The 18,025-nt window shown below is 46.3% G+C and carries 18 protein-coding genes, 1 tRNA gene and 1 pseudogene; 13 read left to right on the top strand and 7 right to left on the bottom strand.

Features of this window, described 5'->3' with window-relative positions:
* The 4 genes from O3C43_13980 to O3C43_13965 all read left to right on the top strand — a co-directional run.
* The coding region (locus tag O3C43_13980) for an Ig-like domain-containing protein (GenBank protein ID MDA1067600.1) at positions 1-1,577 on the top strand (1,577 nt) is incomplete at its 5' end.
* Between the two features lie 43 nt (positions 1,578-1,620).
* On the top strand, positions 1,621-2,826 hold the full coding sequence (locus tag O3C43_13975) for a hypothetical protein (protein MDA1067599.1): 1,206 nt from the start codon (positions 1,621-1,623) through the stop codon (positions 2,824-2,826).
* Between the two features lie 352 nt (positions 2,827-3,178).
* Positions 3,179-3,397: a hypothetical protein gene (locus O3C43_13970; protein ID MDA1067598.1), complete on the top strand. Its 219-nt coding sequence runs from the start codon at positions 3,179-3,181 to the stop codon at positions 3,395-3,397.
* 127 nt (positions 3,398-3,524) lie between these two features.
* Positions 3,525-4,760, top strand: a complete 1,236-nt coding sequence (locus O3C43_13965; protein ID MDA1067597.1) for a transporter substrate-binding domain-containing protein — start codon at positions 3,525-3,527, stop codon at positions 4,758-4,760.
* A gap of 44 nt (positions 4,761-4,804) precedes the next feature.
* Here the strand turns inward: O3C43_13965 and O3C43_13960 are convergent, their stop codons facing one another.
* Entirely contained in the window at positions 4,805-6,001 is a 1,197-nt protein-coding gene (locus tag O3C43_13960) for a DNA polymerase IV (GenBank protein MDA1067596.1), read from the bottom strand.
* A gap of 199 nt (positions 6,002-6,200) precedes the next feature.
* Here O3C43_13960 and O3C43_13955 point away from each other — a divergent pair, with 199 nt between their 5' ends.
* The 4 genes from O3C43_13955 to O3C43_13940 all read left to right on the top strand — a co-directional run bounded on the left by O3C43_13955 (position 6,201) and on the right by O3C43_13940 (position 9,496).
* Positions 6,201-7,028, top strand: a complete 828-nt coding sequence (locus O3C43_13955) for an inositol monophosphatase family protein (protein ID MDA1067595.1) — start codon at positions 6,201-6,203, stop codon at positions 7,026-7,028.
* A 15-nt stretch (positions 7,029-7,043) separates the two neighbouring features.
* A complete protein-coding gene (locus O3C43_13950; GenBank protein ID MDA1067594.1) occupies positions 7,044-7,523 on the top strand; it encodes an MOSC domain-containing protein in 480 nt (159 codons plus the stop codon).
* A gap of 227 nt (positions 7,524-7,750) precedes the next feature.
* On the top strand, positions 7,751-8,953 hold the full coding sequence (locus O3C43_13945) for a hypothetical protein (GenBank protein ID MDA1067593.1): 1,203 nt from the start codon (positions 7,751-7,753) through the stop codon (positions 8,951-8,953).
* A gap of 375 nt (positions 8,954-9,328) precedes the next feature.
* Positions 9,329-9,496 (top strand): hypothetical protein, encoded by a 168-nt coding sequence (locus O3C43_13940; GenBank protein MDA1067592.1) that lies wholly within the window; start codon positions 9,329-9,331, stop codon positions 9,494-9,496.
* A gap of 63 nt (positions 9,497-9,559) precedes the next feature.
* On the opposite strand, the gene O3C43_13935 is transcribed toward O3C43_13940, so the two are convergent.
* Together O3C43_13935 and O3C43_13930 are read right to left on the bottom strand one after the other, a co-directional pair.
* Complete coding sequence (locus tag O3C43_13935; protein MDA1067591.1) at positions 9,560-10,132, bottom strand: SCO family protein; 573 nt, start codon at positions 10,130-10,132, stop codon at positions 9,560-9,562.
* Positions 10,133-10,180: 48 nt separating this feature from the next.
* Positions 10,181-10,498, bottom strand: a complete 318-nt coding sequence (locus O3C43_13930) for an SUMF1/EgtB/PvdO family nonheme iron enzyme (GenBank protein MDA1067590.1) — start codon at positions 10,496-10,498, stop codon at positions 10,181-10,183.
* A 59-nt stretch (positions 10,499-10,557) separates the two neighbouring features.
* Between O3C43_13930 and O3C43_13925 the strand changes: the two genes are divergently transcribed.
* Positions 10,558-11,148, top strand: a complete 591-nt coding sequence (locus O3C43_13925) for a DUF4202 domain-containing protein (protein ID MDA1067589.1) — start codon at positions 10,558-10,560, stop codon at positions 11,146-11,148.
* Between the two features lie 25 nt (positions 11,149-11,173).
* Here O3C43_13925 and O3C43_13920 read toward each other — a convergent pair whose 3' ends face one another.
* From O3C43_13920 to O3C43_13905, 4 genes and pseudogenes are all read right to left on the bottom strand, one after another.
* Positions 11,174-11,524: a hypothetical protein gene (locus tag O3C43_13920; protein MDA1067588.1), complete on the bottom strand. Its 351-nt coding sequence runs from the start codon at positions 11,522-11,524 to the stop codon at positions 11,174-11,176.
* 195 nt (positions 11,525-11,719) lie between these two features.
* Positions 11,720-12,427 (bottom strand): annotated as a pseudogene (locus tag O3C43_13915) (IS4 family transposase).
* A gap of 223 nt (positions 12,428-12,650) precedes the next feature.
* Positions 12,651-13,022: a hypothetical protein gene (locus O3C43_13910; GenBank protein ID MDA1067587.1), complete on the bottom strand. Its 372-nt coding sequence runs from the start codon at positions 13,020-13,022 to the stop codon at positions 12,651-12,653.
* 609 nt (positions 13,023-13,631) lie between these two features.
* On the bottom strand, positions 13,632-14,792 hold the full coding sequence (locus tag O3C43_13905) for a HAMP domain-containing sensor histidine kinase (GenBank protein ID MDA1067586.1): 1,161 nt from the start codon (positions 14,790-14,792) through the stop codon (positions 13,632-13,634).
* Between the two features lie 394 nt (positions 14,793-15,186).
* Between O3C43_13905 and O3C43_13900 the strand changes: the two genes are divergently transcribed.
* The 4 genes from O3C43_13900 to ilvC all read left to right on the top strand — a co-directional run bounded on the left by O3C43_13900 (position 15,187) and on the right by ilvC (position 17,974).
* Complete coding sequence (locus O3C43_13900; GenBank protein MDA1067585.1) at positions 15,187-16,215, top strand: aspartate-semialdehyde dehydrogenase; 1,029 nt, start codon at positions 15,187-15,189, stop codon at positions 16,213-16,215.
* A gap of 103 nt (positions 16,216-16,318) precedes the next feature.
* Positions 16,319-16,396 (top strand) — tRNA-Val (locus O3C43_13895).
* A gap of 18 nt (positions 16,397-16,414) precedes the next feature.
* Positions 16,415-16,909, top strand: a complete 495-nt coding sequence (gene ilvN / locus O3C43_13890) for an acetolactate synthase small subunit (GenBank protein MDA1067584.1) — start codon at positions 16,415-16,417, stop codon at positions 16,907-16,909.
* 39 nt (positions 16,910-16,948) lie between these two features.
* A complete protein-coding gene (ilvC, locus tag O3C43_13885; protein MDA1067583.1) occupies positions 16,949-17,974 on the top strand; it encodes a ketol-acid reductoisomerase in 1,026 nt (341 codons plus the stop codon).
* Positions 17,975-18,025 lie beyond the last annotated feature (51 nt).

Below are 18,025 nucleotides of genomic sequence, written 5' to 3'. Positions count from 1 at the left end.
CGACAGCTTTCGACTCCTTCTCAAACCTCTCCCGGAGAGTCCTCAAGCCTGAACTACGAACCAAAAAAAGAAAACCTTCCTTCCGGAAGGCTTTTCGAACAGGGTCTATCTATAACGGCATTGGCTATGTGGCGGACCACACCGCTGGACTGCATGTCGTGAACTATCTCGCTTTTGACAGTCTAGGTCAGCCACCGACCGTTACGATTGTAGAACCTGAAGATGGAGCATCAATCGAAGAAGGATCTCTTTTCTTGGTGCGCGTAGATGTGCAAGACGATGTCCAGGTGCGTAATGTTGAGTTCTATGTGGATGATCAACTGATCAAAACCGATGGCAATTTTCCCTTTGAAGTGACTTTACCTGCTGGCTCTTTGGATGTGACGAACTCAATTGAAGTAATTGCCCGGGCCAGTGATACGGGTGGGAACGCCTCGTTTTCCGATCCGATTACTCTGAACCTTACCCCTGATTCAACGCCTCCAAGGGTAAATTCAGTACTTCCATCCCAAAATGCCATCATAGGTGATACCAATGGGTTTACTCTCTTTTTCTCTGAGGCGATTGATCCTAACACAATTGATGAGTTAAGCGCTTATCTGATTGGAGTGGGCGAGGATGGATTATTTAACACACCTGATGATCTACTATTTACCGGTGGTCTTTTCTCCTTCAGTGAAGATGGTAGCATTATCAGCTACCTTTTGGACGAGGTGCTCGATTCTGGATATTTCCGCATCACTGTTGAAACTTCTGTTACAGACAATATTGGAAATGCCCTCAGGCAAAAGTTTGTTTCGGTTTTTCTCGCTTTGGGTGATGCCGATACGGATCAGGATGGTCTGAGCGATGTGATCGAATTGAACGTCGGGCTCGATCCGAACGATCCCGATTCAGATGATGACGGAATTTCTGATGGTAAAGAGGATATTGATGGTGACGGAGTGACAAACGATGTGGAAGCCTTCCTGGGATTTAATCTGGGTGAGAAGGATTCTGATATGGACGGTATTAATGACAACCTCGAAGACGCCGATATGGATGGTCTTCCCGATTTCCGCGAAGTGCTGGCGGGAACAAATATCAATTTAATTGATTCCGATGGAGATGGATTCTCAGATGAAGCTGAGTTTATTTCTGGCAGCAGTCCCATCGATTCTAATGCGATACCATTCCAAATGGTGTTTGCGAATCCTCCAGTAAACGTTCTGGCCTTAAGTTCTAACGTTGGAGTCCAGTCCCCTGGAATTACCCTGGCCCGACCACCGGTTTCAGTACTTACATTGTCATCCAATAACGGAGATCTTTCTTCTGGAGTCACCCTGGCAAATCCACGGACCAGTGTGATGCTTTTCGTCTCTGCCGGGCTCGGGGATTTGGCGGCGAACGTAACATTGGCCCGACCGCCCGTGAGTGTATTGACCTTATCGGCTGATACGGGGGATCTGCCTCCTGGCGTAACTGTGGCTCATCCTCCGGCGAGTGTCATGCTCTACAGTTCCGTTTCAGGAGATCTTTCTTCTGGAGTCACCTTGGCTAATCCACCTGTGGAAGTAACCGATCCCGTTGAACCCTGATCTTAACTTCAATAAATGTTTTTAATTCAAATCCGCTAATAATATGAAAACCTATAAAACAATAATTCTTACAGGGAGTTCATTAATTCTCTGCATGGCGCAAGTTCTTGCCCAGATCAACTTTGATTCAGGAAGTGACGAGAGTGATGGTGCAATTAATATTACCTCAAACACAACTATGGTTTTACCTCCTGATGGTATCATACATGCCACGACCATAGACGTTGCCGCAGGTTTCACTCTTGCATTCACGAAAAATGAGTTCAACACCCCGGTGTATCTCTTGGCGACCGGTAATGTAACGATTGCCGGAACTATCAATGTATCAGGAGGAGAGGGAAGCACTAGTGTAGGTGGCCAACCTGGTCCTGGTGGTTTCGATGGTGGAGCTCCTGGAAGTGCCGGGGTGTCTCCCGGAGACGGTTTAGGTCCTGGTGGAGGAAAAGCGGGCGGCAATAGTACTGGTAGCACAGGAGCGGGATCTGGAAGTTACGGGGATCAATCTGTAAGTGGTTCCAGTACTGGTGAAGGAGCTGTCTACGGTTCGCCTCTGTTGATACCCTTGACTGGCGGATCGGGAGGGGGTGGTACCTCTGGAACTCCGGGAAATGGAGGAGGCGGTGGAGGTGGTGCTCTATTGATCGCTTCCAATACACAGGTTGAGCTCGCTTCGACAGGGGTAATTTTAGCTCAGGGAGGTAGATTTTTTGCTGGTGCTTATAACGGAGGTAGTGGCGGCGCGGTTCGTCTAGTCGCGCCCCATGTTTTTGGCTCAGGGGCAATAAGAGCAGAAAGCCTCAGAAATGATTATGCTGCTTTGGGGAATAGCTTTGCAGGGTTTGGTCGAATCCGTGTGGATACTATTGATCGGTCCGGTATCAGCATTACTTTTGATCCTTCTGCTTTCACCAGTGTGGGTTCAAATCTGGTTGTATTTCCCACTCCTACACCGCGTTTGGATATTACGGAGGTTGCTGGGACAAATGTGGCATTGGATACAACAACATCTGAGTTTGTGCTCTTAGATTTTAATGAAGATCCAAACAAGACAGTTACGGTTCGTGCCGAGAACTTTAACAAGGTGGTGAATATTGCTGTTGTATTACAACCTGTGAATGGCGATCGCATCATTTACGAAGACAGTATCGATAACTCCTCAAGCAATAATCCCGCGTCCAAGGCGGTGAATGTTGTTTTCCCACTCAATACCCAAACCAAGGTCTTTGTCTGGACTCGTCCGGACGCTTAAAGACCTTAAATATTAGCGGATTTTACTAGGCCTGTTCGTTGCAAAGCGAGCAGGCCTTTTCATTTTTGACCAGCGGCTTCCTTGTCGAGGTCGGCGATCAAATCGAGGAGGCATGCTTTGCAAAGGCAACTGGTTTCTCTGTATTCTTTTTGGATAAAATTCAATACCGCCGCTGGCATGTTAATTTTCGTGCACCAACATCCCGAGATAGACGGGTCCTCGGTAAAACCGCATGCGTTCGGGCTTTTACAGCGGGGGCATATTTGAGTGAAGGTCACAACGGAATGGAAGAAGTGTCTGAGATTACGAAATTCGGTTTTATTTTTTCCACGGGTAACCTCGGAAATCCATTGTGCGTTCCAATTTCCGGAATACAAATCCACCCGTCGTAGGGCTCGATGCTCGCATCGATGCCTTTGTCGAAGGTGTCGGGGGACTCGCAGAGGTCGAGTTGCAAGCAACTGACGCTACGGCATACATCGACGCCTTGTCCGGGACCGTTGTGCACCGCGTAGGCCGAGTTGCAAGCAACTGGCCCTACGGCTACTTTCAATATTCCCCGCATAGTTAGTTACACCCTACGAAAATTAGTCCGAAAATAAAGACTAGACTGCACGGTCTGATGAAGAGAATTTTACTCCATGTCCAAACCCTGTCGATTAATATCGAAGTGCTTTAGTTTCGTTACGCGATTATTTTTGCTTTCTAGTCTACTCGTTGGCTTGAGCGATGGCCTCCTTGGAACCGACCTTGAAGCCACAAAGATCCTAAGGGTTGGAATGTCCGGTGACTACGCTCCCTTCAGTTCAACCAAGGAGAATGACAAATTGGAAGGATTCGAAATCGAATTGGCGAAAGCTTTTGCTGCCGATCGCCGGATGGATGTGGAATTCGTGATCTTCCAGTGGGTTGATCTTTTGAAAGACCTGGAAACGGGAAAATTTGATGTGGCTATGAGTGGTGTAACCGTGAGGGAAGACAGGTCTATGGTCGGTCGGTTTACCGTCCCCATCGCAAGAAGCGGTGCCGTGGTCATTGTGGGTGAGCGTGGGAAAAATCCACCACTTGAATCTTTCAACCATCCGGGAATTCGGATTGGGGTAAATCACGGCGGCCATCTGGAACGGGTTACCCGCAAGACATTTCCAAATGCGTTCATTGTAACTTCCAATGACAACCAAAGGGTCCCGGTCCTGTTAACTGAGAACAAGGTAGATGCCATAGTAACCGATACCATGGAAGCGCCTCACTGGTTGCGACGGTTGCCGGATGCAACAGCTTTGGCTCCATTCTCCCGGGATAACAAGGCCTGGCTCGTTCACCCGGAGAAGGTCGAACTGGCCGATCAATTGGATGCCTGGTTGCTGGCCAAAGAAGCGGATGGAACCTTGGGGAATCTCCGGCAAGCCTATCTTCCTCCCGGCAACGAATTCAAAACCGCAACTCCGCTACCCGCATTACTTGCCGCCATGGATGAGCGCCTGTCTTTGATGGTCGCGGTGGCCGAAAGTAAACGCGTTCTTGGAAAACCTGTCGAGGACCTGGCCCAGGAAGCACGTGTCATTGAGGCGGCTGTGAAGGGCGTAATCGAAGAATCCCAGCGTCAGAGCGTGGGTCCGCCCGATACTTCCGCAGTGGAGGCTTTTTTCAAAGCACAGATCGAGGCGGCCAAGGCGATCCAATTCAAAACGCTCGAAGGCCCAGCTACGATGACCGATCCGCCCGATCTGGTCGAAGAGCTCCGTCCTGCGCTTGGTCGAATCAGTGGACGGATTAATCGCTTGGTATTTGAGTTACGGCGGGGAGAAGCGCTGAAGGATCTATCGGCTCTTCAGTCGGAAGTTAGTTCGGCTCTAGAAAATCATGCGCTAACTCAAGAACAGCTTTCTGCAATTGGTTCCGCTATTTTTGAGCTTGGGAAGAACTCTCATTGATTAATAGTAAACTGCGAATAGCCTGAAATTCCTTCAATTCTTTCCTAAGGATTAAACGGTGTTTTGCGTTTGCCTCCTCCGCGGCTGGTCAGGCCTAAACGATAAGCGCGCTGCACGGTGTATTTGCCGTAGTCTTCGTTGACCTTATCGATAACGTGGCTGAGTTGTCGGAGGCGCTGACGTTTACGGTCGAAGAACTCCAGTTGTTCGTAAGCGTCGTAGAGGCGAGAGAAACGGACGGCGACGAGGCGCAGGTGAACTCGGCGTTGCCAGAGGTTTTTGACCATGGGTTCGACGAAGGGATAGAAATCGTTTTCCAGGCTACTGGGTTCGTGCAGGCTACGAGAGGATTCGCTTTCTTCCATGTCGGTGTAACGAATCTTGATGCTGAGGGTCCGGGCTTGTTTTCCGTCATCACGCATACGGATCATTTCGTCGTCTATCATGGTTTTCAGGTGTCGGATGATTTCGTCATCGTCACCGATATCCTGTTTGAAGGTGTGTTGTTGGGAGTAAGACTTGGCCGGTTCGCGTTCGAGTACGATGCGCCGATCATCAACACCGCGTGCAAGTTGAAGAAAGGAGTCAGTGGTCTTTCCGAGGAAGGGGTGGAGACGTTCTGCACCCAGAGTAATCAAGTCTTTAATACGACGGGCTCCAATAGCCCGAAGCGCTTCTTCAGTGCGTGGGCCGATACCAGGCATACGACCTAGGGGGAGGGCACCCATGAACTCGGCTTCTGACCCTTCCGGGACGACGAGAAAACCGTTGGGCTTGTGCAGCTTGCTGGCTACAGAGGACACGATTTTGTTGGTGGCCAATCCTTCGGAGAGAGTGATCTTTAGCCAGGAGTGGATTTCCTTATCAAGTTTCTGAACCTGAGTGATCATACCCTCTTGCGATAGGTTCCAGGTGCCGGATAAATCCATGTAGCCCTCATCTATGGAGCAGCGCTCAACCAGGGGAGTAAGCTCCTCGCACATACCAAAGATCCAGTCGGAAAATTGTTCATACAACTCAAAGTTGCCGGGTACAACGACCAGCTCCGGGCAAACCTGCAGCGCTCGCTGAGTTGGCATGGGCGTATAGACACCGAGCCGCCGTGCTTCGTAGGAAGCTGCGGCGATAATGCCACGTTTGCGTCCGCCTACGGCCATGGGGATGCCGCGCAGGCGCGGGTCGGCAGCCTGCTCGACCGACGCGAAGAAGGCGTCGGCATCTAGATGTACGAACGGTGTCATTTTGTGTTGTCCAAAAGTTTTGGAAAAATGTAAATAAGTATACATATGTTCACTATTATCAATCATTCTTTAATCGATTTTGATACGGGAGTTATGAACTTTCCATGGTGCAGGTTTGTTGAAGGTAGAGATCGGGGAATAGCTAAAACTTGGGCAGCTTGCACTTGACCTTGGAAATGAACCCAATTGCACTGCGATCATGCATGGGGAGGAAGGTATACAAAAGCGGATCACTGTGGGGATTGCGGCGGTCGAGGAGCAGATTCCGCTCTTTCAACGTTTGTTTGGGAAGGTCGACAGTGAATGGAAGGCCGATCGATCAAGGGTGACGGAAGCTGACTTAACTATTTCGCGTAAGACGGAAGCTCGTATCCTGGAAGCTTTTCCGGATGACCAGTTTTTTTCGGAAGAAACGCAGGACCAAACCGAGCCGGTGCCGATGGACTCGGAGTTTGTATGGATTATCGATCCCGTGGACGGTACCAACAACTTTGCTCTGGGTATGTCGATGTGTGCCATCTCTTTGGGACTGCTTCAAAACGGTGTGCCGGTTTATGGAATCATCTATGACGCCTCGAGGAGATTGATCATGCATGGAGGAAAAAATCGGGGTGCGTTTGAAGGCGAGGCAGAGATGCGGCCGAGTACTCGAACAGAATCGAATGAGCTTTTTGCGGCATTTGATGGGTTTTCGGCTGAACGATTGTTCAAGTTGCTTGCAGCGCTAAAAGGGAGGGGCCTTAAAATGCGCAACATGGGTACCGGTACCCTGCACCTCGCCTACACCGCAAATGGGTTGATGGATGGTTCTTTTAGCAACCGGGTAAGTGTTTGGGACATTGCTGCGTCCTATGCGTTATGTGAAGCGGTGGGAACCGAGTTCCATTTTTTCGATTCCCCGATATTTCCAATGAAGGAATTCAATTTAAAAGCTCCTAAACTTTATTACTATGCGGGTACCTCTCATTTTTGCAGAATGGTGGAGCGAATATGGAATGAAGCCGGCGTTTTTCCCTCAACTATATAGAGATCAACTTGAATCATGGAAATTGAAGCGATTTACATATCTCCCGGGCATGATTTTTTTGGTCGTTTTGGAATGGAGCGATTGAACCATGGCGTACAGGCACCCGCTACCGCAAATTGCGTCGCCGGAAAAGGAATCGAAGGCGATCGTTTCTTCGATTACCAGGAAAATTTTAAAGGTCAAGTGACCTTCTTTGCTGCAGAAGTGGCAGATTCTCTTCGAGAAACTTTGGAGCATTCTCCTTTTGATAATTCCGCGTTTCGTAGAAACATCATTACCCGTGGAGTGGATTTAAACAGCCTGATCGGTAAACGGTTCAAAATCGGCTCTGTTGAATTTGAGGGTACTCAAGAAGCGACTCCCTGTGTTTGGATGGAAACAGCCGTGGCACCGGATGCCCATGGCTTCCTTAAAGGAAAGGGTGGATTGCGAGCGCGTATCCTGACCTCTGGTACGCTTGAGCTAGGCGAGTCAGATTTACTTATATTGGATTAAAGTTCAAATGTTCCCTTCTGTTCTTGATATGAGTCAAGGCGGTCGGGAGTAAAGTAAGTATATTCAATCCATAATTCGCTAACTTTGGTGCGTACACGGTTATGCGGAGGTGGATGAAATTGACTCATGTACTTAATTAAAAATACCGGGTTTGTTTATGGTCAAAGTTGCATTGGTGGCATCTCATCTGCAGGAATGCTTTCGAAAAACTTTTTAACCTTGGAACTATGAAGCTGAAAAATAACTACCTTAACGCTATCTCTTTTGCCGGTCTTTCCCTGGCTATTTTGTCAAACGGTCTGAATGCTCAGGACATTGAGGAGGTGGGAAAATTCGTGGGCGACTTTCGGGCTCGACTTGAAACCGCTGACCAGGATGGGCGTGAATCCTCTGAAGCTTTTACCCTTCGATCTCGAGTTGGTTTTGAATCTGTCGATCTTAATGGAATTAAATTCTTTATCGAAGGCGAGGATGTCCGCGCTTTGGACGAAGACGACTACAACCCTTATCCGGTTGCTGGAAAAACGGTGATCGCTGATCCTGTAGGAACTGAGCTGAATCGCGCTCAAATTTCATACTCAGAAAATGGATTTACGGGCATCGTTGGACGGCAGCGAATCATTCTCGATAATGCCCGATTTGTTGGCAATGTCGGCTGGAGGCAAAACGAACAAACGTATGATGCGTTTACGCTCAAATACGCTGACACTGAAAGTGGATTAACCGGATTCTATGGATACATCGACAAGGTTCAGCGAATATTCGGAGACGACGCACCAGCTCTTGCGATGCGTGAGTTTAAGTCCGACTCCCATTTGTTTAATGGTTCTTTATTGCTGGAAAGTGGAGTAAAATTGGGTGCGTATGCCTACCTTCTGGATTTTTCCAATTCGCATCCCAATTCTACCGATACCTATGGCTTCAACGTTTCTGGGGTGAGTGAAGTAGAGGATGGTTTCGATTTTACCTACCATGCTGAATATGCGGTTCAGAATGATGCGGGTGAGATCTCACCGAGCTATAATACCGACTACCTGCACCTCATTCTTGGAACTTCCTACGAAGGATTCACCTTCAAAGGAGGCTACGAAGTGTTGGGAAGCGACAATGGAGTGGGGTTTAAGACTCCTCTTGCCACGCTTCATGCCTTTAATGGTTGGGCCGATGCGTTTCTTGGAACTCCGGGTGCGGGACTGGAAGACTTGTATTTCTCAGTAGGAACCAATGTGGATAAGGTTGCACTAACAGCTGTGTATCACAACTTTTCTGCGGACAAAGGAGGAACGGACTTTGGCAGTGAGATTGATGTATTAGCCGTATTGCCGGTCAACAAGCAGCTCAAGTTTATTGCCAAGGCCGCCTTCTACCAGGGGGGTGGCGGCATACCCGGAAGCGACAAGCTTTGGCTGGAAGCTGACTTTACGTTTTAACTTACGGATTAAAAACTGGAAAAATATTTCCGAAAAAATTTAACCATCCATGTACAACTTCAACTTTTCTGGATTCAAAATCTCGATTAATGATCCGTCTATTCGAATCAGATCCTGAGAAACCGCGTTTAGACCACAACCTTTTCAGATCAAAAAAACTCAATAGTTTTTTGGAGCAAATGCCATGGACTTTTCGACTAAGAATTTCTTTATGGCCAAAAAAAATGTTGGGAAGGTTTCTATGTGAACCTTGCTGGTATCGTAGTGAAATTTGGACATGATGTTCCAACCGATGTCAATTTGAGCATTCGGGATAACGCGATAAACATGTGCCACCTGAGCCTTATTACATAGGTCCATAATGGCACTGACAAAATGAGCGCATTCATAGTCCATGTGTCTCAATTTACCAAGATCGGTGATCACCGTAAATCCCGGTTTAGTGCCTTCGATAATGGACTCAACAAGCTGATAACATTGTTCCGACTACGAGTAATCCACGGATTCGCTGAAATGCACAATGAGAAGCTTCGTCTGGGTTGACTATGGAATCGAACATGGGGGCTTTTTTAAAATCATCGGTAAACAGTCTATTGGTTTATCAGGTCAATTTGCCTCGGCCTCAAGAGATTGAAGGCATGCACCGATCGCTGCAAGCGCGTTGGATATATCTGCTCCAATTTGTGATGTTTGATAGGCGATTCTGCCATCCGATGCGAGGATGGTGATAATGTTAGAGTGGGCAAAATCCATAGCGGAGGTTTTTCGGTATTTCATCCCAAGTGAAACAGCCAGTTCGAGTACACCGTCCTCATCGCCTGTGAGAAGTAGCCATCGGTCTGGATTGAATCCATAGTTTTGTTCCAAGCTCTTCATTCGTTCTGGCGTGTCGTTCTTCGGATCAATTGAGATGAATGAGAAACTTACCTTATCGGGATCTTGTTCTGGACCTTTGAGTTCGGCTTCGATTCGCCTGAGGTCTGCAATAATACGTGGGCAGGCATACTGACACGAGGTATAACCCATAGCCACCACGCGCACTTTCCCTTTTAAATCGCTCAACTTGATGGGTTTGTTATCCTGGGTCCACCATTTGGATTCGAGGTCGTAAAGTGAGCCTTCCAAAGCTTGAGCCGGTGGCAGTGTCAGAAGCAAATTCTCAGCGAAAGAACAGGTCATTACTGCTAACGTTAGAGCAAAAAAGAATAATGATTTCATGGCGAGTGTCTAATTGCTTTCGATGCTGCGTGCCCCTCGAAAACCAAGATTTGAAACGGCATAGTTTCCTTTCAGGCTTGAACGAAATGCATAGCGCATGAATGCGGCATAATTGTGTGGGTCGGCAGTGCCAAGGGCTCCTCCTGCACAATAGAGTGCCCGGTCCAAACCGGAATCTGCACGAGACTCGCCGGTAACCATAGAATTGTTGAAATCACGAACCCATTCCCACGTGTAGCCATGCAAAGCTCTAACTCCATAGACGTTGGGTGTGGCCTCTTTTACTGACTCCAGAAACTCCGAATTAGGTTTCCCATACCATTCCAATAATCGAGCAGTACGATTTTCTTCGTGTCACGGATGAAAGGTGGTGTTTGTCTTGTAGAATGAATGAACCAGATCGTTTTAACAGAGCAATTGCTCAATTCGATATGCTAAACGCGCAGGATCCGAATCATCGCCTTGTTGATGGTGAAGCTGTTCCGTTCGAATTGTTCTTTGCGAACAAGATGACCGATTGGGTATTTCAATTGGATTCAAATGCATCGGAAGTGGTACGTTTGGCTGCTCGTTGTCAGCACCTTTGTCGCTGGGAAATTCCTCGATCAAGTTATCCGGAAGGGAGAGTAGGGTATCTCAATTGGAGAAAAAATCTAAAATCGTTTCATGCCGGAAAGAGTGCTGAAGTGCTCAAAGAAGTTGGATTCGACCAATCAACCATCGACCGTGTGCGTGATATTAATCTCAAAAAAAACCTCGAGAGTGATCCCGAAGTGCAAGTGATTGAAGATGCGCTGTGTCTGATTTTTATTGAAAACCAGTTTGATGATCTAATTGCGAAAACTACTGACGAAAAGATGATTTCAATTCTGCAAAAGACGTGGAATAAAATGTCGGACAAAGCGAAAAAAATAGCTTCATTTTTGATTCTATCTGATAACGCTCAGCGGCTATTAAAACTGGCGTTGAATTCTTAATTCCACATTCAGGAGATTATTGGAATCAATCCTCTGAGTTTAAGAATTGTTCGATTGCCGGGGCTAAGTATTCTGCGATTTTACCAGCTGCAATTGATTGATCAGAAATGGTTCCAACGGTTTTATTAATATCGAAAATTACTGTTTCTCCATTACATATTGCATAGTCGATTTTGCCATAATTCAGATGCATTGCATTCCTAATCTCAACTATCTCTGTTGGAGGAGTTCCTGGACCAAACTCAATTTGGGTTCCCGTAGTGAATACAGGTTCGAAACTAGATTCTACGTTAATGTAGTAACGATTACCGAGAAAGTAGCACTCACGGACGACATAATATTCGCCTAAGCGTTCGGGTAAAAACTTTTGCACCACCAATCCATTTTTGAAATATTTTTTGGGGACCTTGTTGAGATTTTCGAAAACCTGATATTGGTATTTTGATTCTATATCCGGGTGTTTAGATAAACGTCTCTTGAGGCCTTGGAGTTTTCTAAAAATGTAATTTATTGGAGGGAAGCCCTGGATTCCGCTTCGAATTTTTAATCGGTCGTTACCACTAGCGTCCAGTTAAAAGTCGTTGAGTATCAACTGGTTAGGGTTGTAATAACCGTGATTGCTTGTATCATTATTCATAAATAGTTGTTGGAGAGGATCTTTAGAAAACACGTTAACGCTGATCACTTGCAGGATTCGGCTCATGCTTTGGTCAATTCCAAGTGTCTTATTGAGACAGGACACCATCAGATAAACACACGTAGCAGTCCATATCTGGGTCTTCACCGCGTTCTCGCTAAGCCCGTAAAACGCCTTGATTCTCAAGTTTTGCTTGATCCATTTGAAGAAGAGTTCGATCTGCCATCGAGCTTTGTAGATCTTCGCTATCACGATGGCGTCGACTTCGAAGTTGTTGGTTACGAACACGAGCAGTTTGCTCGTCTCTGTTTCGAAAAAGCTAATTCGTCTGAGGTCGCGTGGATAGTGCCTCTTGCTTTTCGGATCGTTGAGACGGATCGTTTGATCGCACCTCAAACCAATGGATTTGTCCACCGCTGGGGACTCCTTGACATAATAGCTCATGTTGGATTTGGCTCTGGTCACGAAGAAAGCCAATGCCGAGCGGATCCGATCGAGCCGCCTGAAATCGACGTATCCACGATCCATTACATAGAAGGCTCCGGCCTCCAAGACGATCCAATCCAGAGCGTTGACGTCGTGAACCTTTCCCTCGGTGATGGCTATGAATACGGGGATGGAGCCCCGCAGGTCTATCATAGTGTGAAGCTTCTGCTTTTTCTAGGCATGGGATATTTGGATACGCAACGATCAAACTGCTTCCGGCCGAGAATGTCTGTAATTTGAGAAAAGACAAGATGGCCAATATTCATATTGGCTAGTCTCAATAAGACTCCAATTCAGCAAAACCAAATTCAAATGCGTGACATGCAAAAAATCTCCTTTTATACTCTATAACATTAACTTACATATTTTAAAACTGTCCTTAACTGGACACTAGTGGGTCTGGAATCCCAGCGAAATTTAGATCCGTTTTTACAATCACCGGCTCATTATATACGTCCTCTTGTGAAAGTAAATGTTTGCAAACTTTAGATTTACGAATGTCGAAGATATTAGCATTTATTTGGCTTGGATATCGAGCCGCAAACTTTTGGTATTCGGTTGGAACAACGGAGAGATCCACATGGACAATCACCAAGTCTGCCGGAACGAAAGTGTCTGTACCAAAAAGATCTTCAATGTCAGCTCCAGCCTTTACCCAATGCTGTCGTAACAAATTTATCAGTTTTGTATCATTGAAAGTTTTCTGCGTCGTTTTATGAAGAATAACTATTTTGCGATTCTTAAGGTACATTCTCAGTAATAATGTGTATTCAGCAGTCCAAATCACGCAATCCAGTAGATAGATTTTCGTTAAATCGAGCTTATTTAAAAAATTCTCCGTATTAACTGTGCGATCAATTCAGCTAAGGGTAAAATTGTCAGCTCACCGATTTATAAAAATAATCTTTGCCTTGCATTGACTTGGAAATTGGAAGGGGCTTTCAATGTCCTAAGTATTTATGGATATTGGAAACCTAGGACCTGGCTTATACGAATCTTCGTGGATCGGATTGGTATTCAATCCGCATTCGGAGTGCTTTCAGCTTACCTTTGTCCTCCAGGCTAAGCCTGATTCTTCGAATAAGTCCGATACCGTTACACGTACCTTATGCCTCAATGAGAAGTATGAGAGTTGGGTGCTGGATTTTGCTTCAACTGCGAATCTTTGCTACAGTAAGAGTCAGCCTCGGCAGTGTTTGCCTGGTAGCATAGAAATTGACTGCGATGTTTCACTTAAAGCGTTACCCTCCTGTACGAAACGTGCGTGCATCCACCAAATTCATTTCGAAGATTACACTTTTGAAGTACCTACTGCTAAAAGTATTAGTAAGGTAATTGAAGAGTAGGTCTGTTTGGAAGTTTATGCGGACAGTTTTGTCTCCAAGGAAACGGGATAAGTAACTTTAAAACAGGTGCCTGCTTCCTTGCTTGATTGCACCTCGACGGTTCCTTTTAAAAAGAATTCGGTCAGAAACTTAATACTGTAGGTGCCTAGCCCTCGCATGCTGTTTTTAGTCGAGAAATAGGGCTTAAATAAATGGGCTCTTATTTCTTCTTCTATGTAACCCGGGTTGTGAATCCAGAATTCTACCTGTCCGGACCTCTTTCCAAGTCGACAACCTAAGGTGATTACTTGGCCTGGTTTGGATGCTTCAATGGCATTTTTGACCAGATTAGTTAGAACCCGACGAAGTAAAACCGGATCTGTAAACAGGATAATTTCCGTGGCGTCTTCGCTGATCTCGAGCTTTACGCCATGATCTTTTTCAACCGGGTAAAAGTGAGCTGCCAGTTTTTCCACTTCTGTTAGAGCGTTTACCTCGGTTGGTTTCGCTGACATTTTTTTCATTTCCATGGAAGCGACTGCTTGTTGAGCCGACACCTCCAGTCCGAGTTCTCTGGAAATCATACTAATGTTTTCTGTCCAACGAGTCAGCTTCTCTGGCTCGTTCTCGCCTTTTTTGCAAAACTGATTGAGTAACTCTGAATTGGCGATGACTTCAGTAACACGATTTGCCAAATCATGCATGAAGAGGTTCTGCAAGAGTTCCTTTTTTTTGGCTTCTGTGATCTCCTCAATCGTTAGCATGAGTTGTGTCTGATTTTCCGAGAAGATCTTTTTCAGAGAAACTTTTAACACGTGACTGTGATCCTCGTGATCCATGTATTCGCATTCGCCTTGGATCCCAAGATGCAAGTTGACATTTCTTGGTAAAATACCCGTACCGAAAAAGTGACTCAATAATTTGCCTTCAATTGAGCCAATGCAGCCCTGCCATTCGTGAGCCTTGATAAGTTGGTGCAGGTAATAACCTTCAACTTGAGAATTGAATTGCCTGTTGAGCCAACTGAGAGCCCGCGCATTTGCCTTTAGTATTCGGCCGTCTCGCCGTAGCAAAAAAACAGGGTCAGGCAGTCCGTTTAAATAAGGATCCGGCAAGTTTGAAACCAAAGATGCGGAAGAATTCGTAAAGAATTCTATTCCGGTAGTGCCACGAGTTAACACAGGTGGTAGGGACATGGTTGGTAAGGATTGAGTGGTAAGACTTGGTAGCGTCTCTGTCGTTGGGTGAGATTTTGCGGATCTCAAAAGCAGTAAGGTAATTCACAATGGATACTAAATTAATTGAGATGTAACGCCTTCTTTCGTATAAAGGCGTTTCCTGGATACTTTTAGTGGTTTCCCCTAAAGGAACCATCGTAATTGCACTCTATTCAAATGGGGAAAAACAGATTTTGTTCAATTAAATTGATTTTTCAGCGCATTTATGTGGTGTAAACGAGAATGGGTAGAATTTTGGATTAAATGACTTGGAGACTAAGTTTGGGTAGATTTTTCCGCTGAACACAGTTTGGAATCCTCGCTTGCTTTCTGGTGGACTAATGACCAATTTCTCACGGTTAATTTTTCAGCTATGGTTAATAGATATTCTATCGGTATTGTGGGAGCTACAGGTGCAGTGGGTCAGGAACTGATACACCTGTTGTACGAACGTCAATTTCCGATCAAGGAACTCAAGCTTATGGCTTCGGCTCGTTCGAAAGGTAAAACTATAAGTTATAAGGACCATTCCTGGATCGTTGAAGAAGCTACTCCCGAGGCATTTGACGGCTTGGACATTGCCTTGTTTAGCGCAGGTGCGAGTACTACCAAGATTCTGGCTCCGGAAGCGGCCCGTCGAGGCTGTGTTGTGGTAGACAATAGCTCTGCCTTTCGCTTGGATCCGGATGTTCCCTTAGTCATCCCTGAGATCAATCCAGATGCAGCTGGCGATCACAAAGGCATTATCGCCAACCCCAATTGTTCCACTATCGTCGCGTTGATGGCATTATATCCGCTCCATTTGAAATTTGGATTAATGCGATTTTTCGCTTCTACCTATCAGGCTGTCTCGGGTACAGGTGCGGCGGCGATCATCGAGTTGGAGAACCAGGTTAAGGCCCTTGTGGCCGGGGAACCGGTTGAAAAAAACGTATACCCTCACCAAATCGCATTCAATGTTCTGCCGCATGTGGATGTATTTTTGGATAATGGCTATACGAAAGAGGAAATGAAAATGCAGAATGAAGGTCGAAAGATAATGAGCCTTCCGGATGTAAGAGTAAGTTGTACCTGTGTCCGCGTTCCAGTCTATCGTGCGCATTCCGTCTCAATTCAGGCTGAATTTGAAAAACCGGTGGACGTCGCCGAAGCCAAAGCCGCTGTGGATGCCTTCCCTGGAAGTGAACTATGTGACGATGTTGAGAACCTTCACTATCCTATGCCCATCGACTATTCCGGCAAAGTAAATTGCGGTGTTGGGCGAATTCGAAAGGATACCGCATTTGATAACGGACTCTCGCTTTGGGTCAGTGGAGACCAACTCTGGAAAGGTGCTGCATTGAACGCTGTTCAGATTGCAGAGCTTCTCCATGAACGTGGTTGGGTAAGGGGTAACCGCTGAGTGAATTTTGTTGTGAAATCTGTCTCTTTCCAGGGTCGTCAGTTTTTTGGATTTAGTGCTTGATTACCCATAGCACAGATGGCTTCCTATCCACCCTTTATGGGGGCGAATAGCTCAGTTTGGTTAGAGCAACTGGTTTACACCCAGTAGGTCGGCGGTTCGAGTCCGTCTTCGCCCACCATCCCCAAAATTGAACTTCATGAAACACACAATATCGGTCCTAGTTGAAAACAAATTTGGAGTGCTGGCCCGAGTGGCAGGCATGTTCAGTGGCCGCGGTTTCAACATTCATTCACTTAATGTTGCTCCCACCCATGATAGCTCCCTTTCACGAATTACCGTCGTGGCTGTTGGCGACGACTTGGTGCTGGATCAAATTATCAAACAACTTAATAAGCTCATTAATGTTATTCGAGTTACCGATTTCAAACGGGACGAAGCAGTTGAGCGGGAATTGCTTTTAGTAAAGCTCGCCGCCGACTCCGAAAACCGTTCTGAGATTATCCAGATTTGTGACATTTTTCGGGCCAAGATCATCAACGCGCACAAGGATTCTATGATTCTTGAGCTAACAGGTGATGAAGGTAAAGTCCGCGCCTTTCTCGATATGATCGAACAGTTTGAAATTCTAGAACTTTCCCGCACAGGAAAACTAGCGTTGGAACGAGCAAGAAATAATCCTCCGGTACAATAATCCCGGTTAATAAAAAGCAACTTACAGCCTCTGTAAATTATGCCAGCTAAAGTATACAAAGATAAAGACGCCAATATCGCTTCTATCAAACGAAAGACTCTGGCCGTTATTGGCTTCGGTTCTCAGGGACACGCCCATGCCCTGAACTTGAAGGAAAGCGGTCTCAATGTGATCATCGGACTCTATGCCAAGAGCAAGTCAGTTGAAGTAGCCCGTAAGCAAGGTTTCGAAGTGTTCGAAACAGCTGAAGCTGTGAAACGTGCCGACGTGATCATGATTGCTGTGCCAGATATGAAGCAGGCTTCTGTTTATACAAAGGACATTGAACCAAATCTGACTGCCGGCAAGGCAATCATGTTTACGCATGGTTTCGCCATCCACTTTGGACTTATAACTCCTCCGAAGGACATCGATGTTATCATGGTTGCCCCTAAAGGTCCTGGGCACACGGTCCGTATTCAGTACCTCGAAGGTAAAGGCGTGCCTGCATTGATCGCGATCCATAACGACGCTACCAAGAATGCGAAGAAAATAGCTTTGGCCTGGGCCAAGGGTATAGGTGGTACGCGCGCCGGAGTTATTGAAACTACTTTTAAGGAAGAAACCGAAACCGATCTATTCGGAGAGCAGGCCGTTCTTTGTGGAGGTGCTTCCGCTCTTGTAACCGCAGGCTATGAAACGCTGGTTGAAGCAGGCTACCAACCTGAAATGGCTTACTTTGAATGTCTTCATGAGCTCAAGCTGATCGTTGACATGATGGTTGAGTCCGGAGTTGCAGGCATGCGTTTCTCAATTTCTGAAACAGCCAAATATGGTGACATCACCCGTGGTCCCCGTATTATTACCGCACAGACCAAAAAAGCCATGGGCCAAATTTTGAAGGAAATCCAATCCGGAAAATTCGCCAAACAGTGGGTTGCCGAATACGAAGCAGGTCTTCCAAACTACAAAGCATTGCTGAAGGCCGGCGAGAAGCACAACATCGAAAAAGTGGGTGGTCGTCTTCGCGGATTGATGCCTTGGGTTTCCAAGAAGAACATTAAAGGAGTTCAAGCTGCTTACTAAGGTCTTTCTTTAGTTTTTTTAATACTGGCGCGGAGACTCTCAAAGGTCTTC

The organism is Verrucomicrobiota bacterium, from assembly GCA_027622555.1.
Taxonomy (GTDB): domain Bacteria; phylum Verrucomicrobiota; class Verrucomicrobiia; order Opitutales; family UBA2995; genus UBA2995.
Note: the sequence above shows the minus strand (reverse complement) of the source record. Positions and strands in the feature narration are given on the sequence as shown.

Bases quoted from the DNA above. Each gene is read 5' to 3' on its own strand.
- O3C43_13975 (MDA1067599.1), top strand. From the start codon at position 1,621: ATGAAAACCTATAAAACAATAATTCTTACAGGGAGTTCATTAATTCTC.
- O3C43_13960 (MDA1067596.1), bottom strand. From the start codon at position 6,001: ATGACACCGTTCGTACATCTAGATGCCGACGCCTTCTTCGCGTCGGTC.
- O3C43_13955 (MDA1067595.1), top strand. From the start codon at position 6,201: ATGCATGGGGAGGAAGGTATACAAAAGCGGATCACTGTGGGGATTGCG.
- O3C43_13950 (MDA1067594.1), top strand. From the start codon at position 7,044: ATGGAAATTGAAGCGATTTACATATCTCCCGGGCATGATTTTTTTGGT.
- O3C43_13945 (MDA1067593.1), top strand. From the start codon at position 7,751: ATGAAGCTGAAAAATAACTACCTTAACGCTATCTCTTTTGCCGGTCTT.
- O3C43_13940 (MDA1067592.1), top strand. From the start codon at position 9,329: ATGAGCGCATTCATAGTCCATGTGTCTCAATTTACCAAGATCGGTGAT.
- O3C43_13935 (MDA1067591.1), bottom strand. From the start codon at position 10,132: ATGACCTGTTCTTTCGCTGAGAATTTGCTTCTGACACTGCCACCGGCT.
- O3C43_13925 (MDA1067589.1), top strand. From the start codon at position 10,558: ATGAATGAACCAGATCGTTTTAACAGAGCAATTGCTCAATTCGATATG.
- O3C43_13910 (MDA1067587.1), bottom strand. From the start codon at position 13,022: ATGTACCTTAAGAATCGCAAAATAGTTATTCTTCATAAAACGACGCAG.
- O3C43_13905 (MDA1067586.1), bottom strand. From the start codon at position 14,792: ATGTCCCTACCACCTGTGTTAACTCGTGGCACTACCGGAATAGAATTC.
- O3C43_13900 (MDA1067585.1), top strand. From the start codon at position 15,187: ATGGTTAATAGATATTCTATCGGTATTGTGGGAGCTACAGGTGCAGTG.
- ilvN (MDA1067584.1), top strand. From the start codon at position 16,415: ATGAAACACACAATATCGGTCCTAGTTGAAAACAAATTTGGAGTGCTG.
- ilvC (MDA1067583.1), top strand. From the start codon at position 16,949: ATGCCAGCTAAAGTATACAAAGATAAAGACGCCAATATCGCTTCTATC.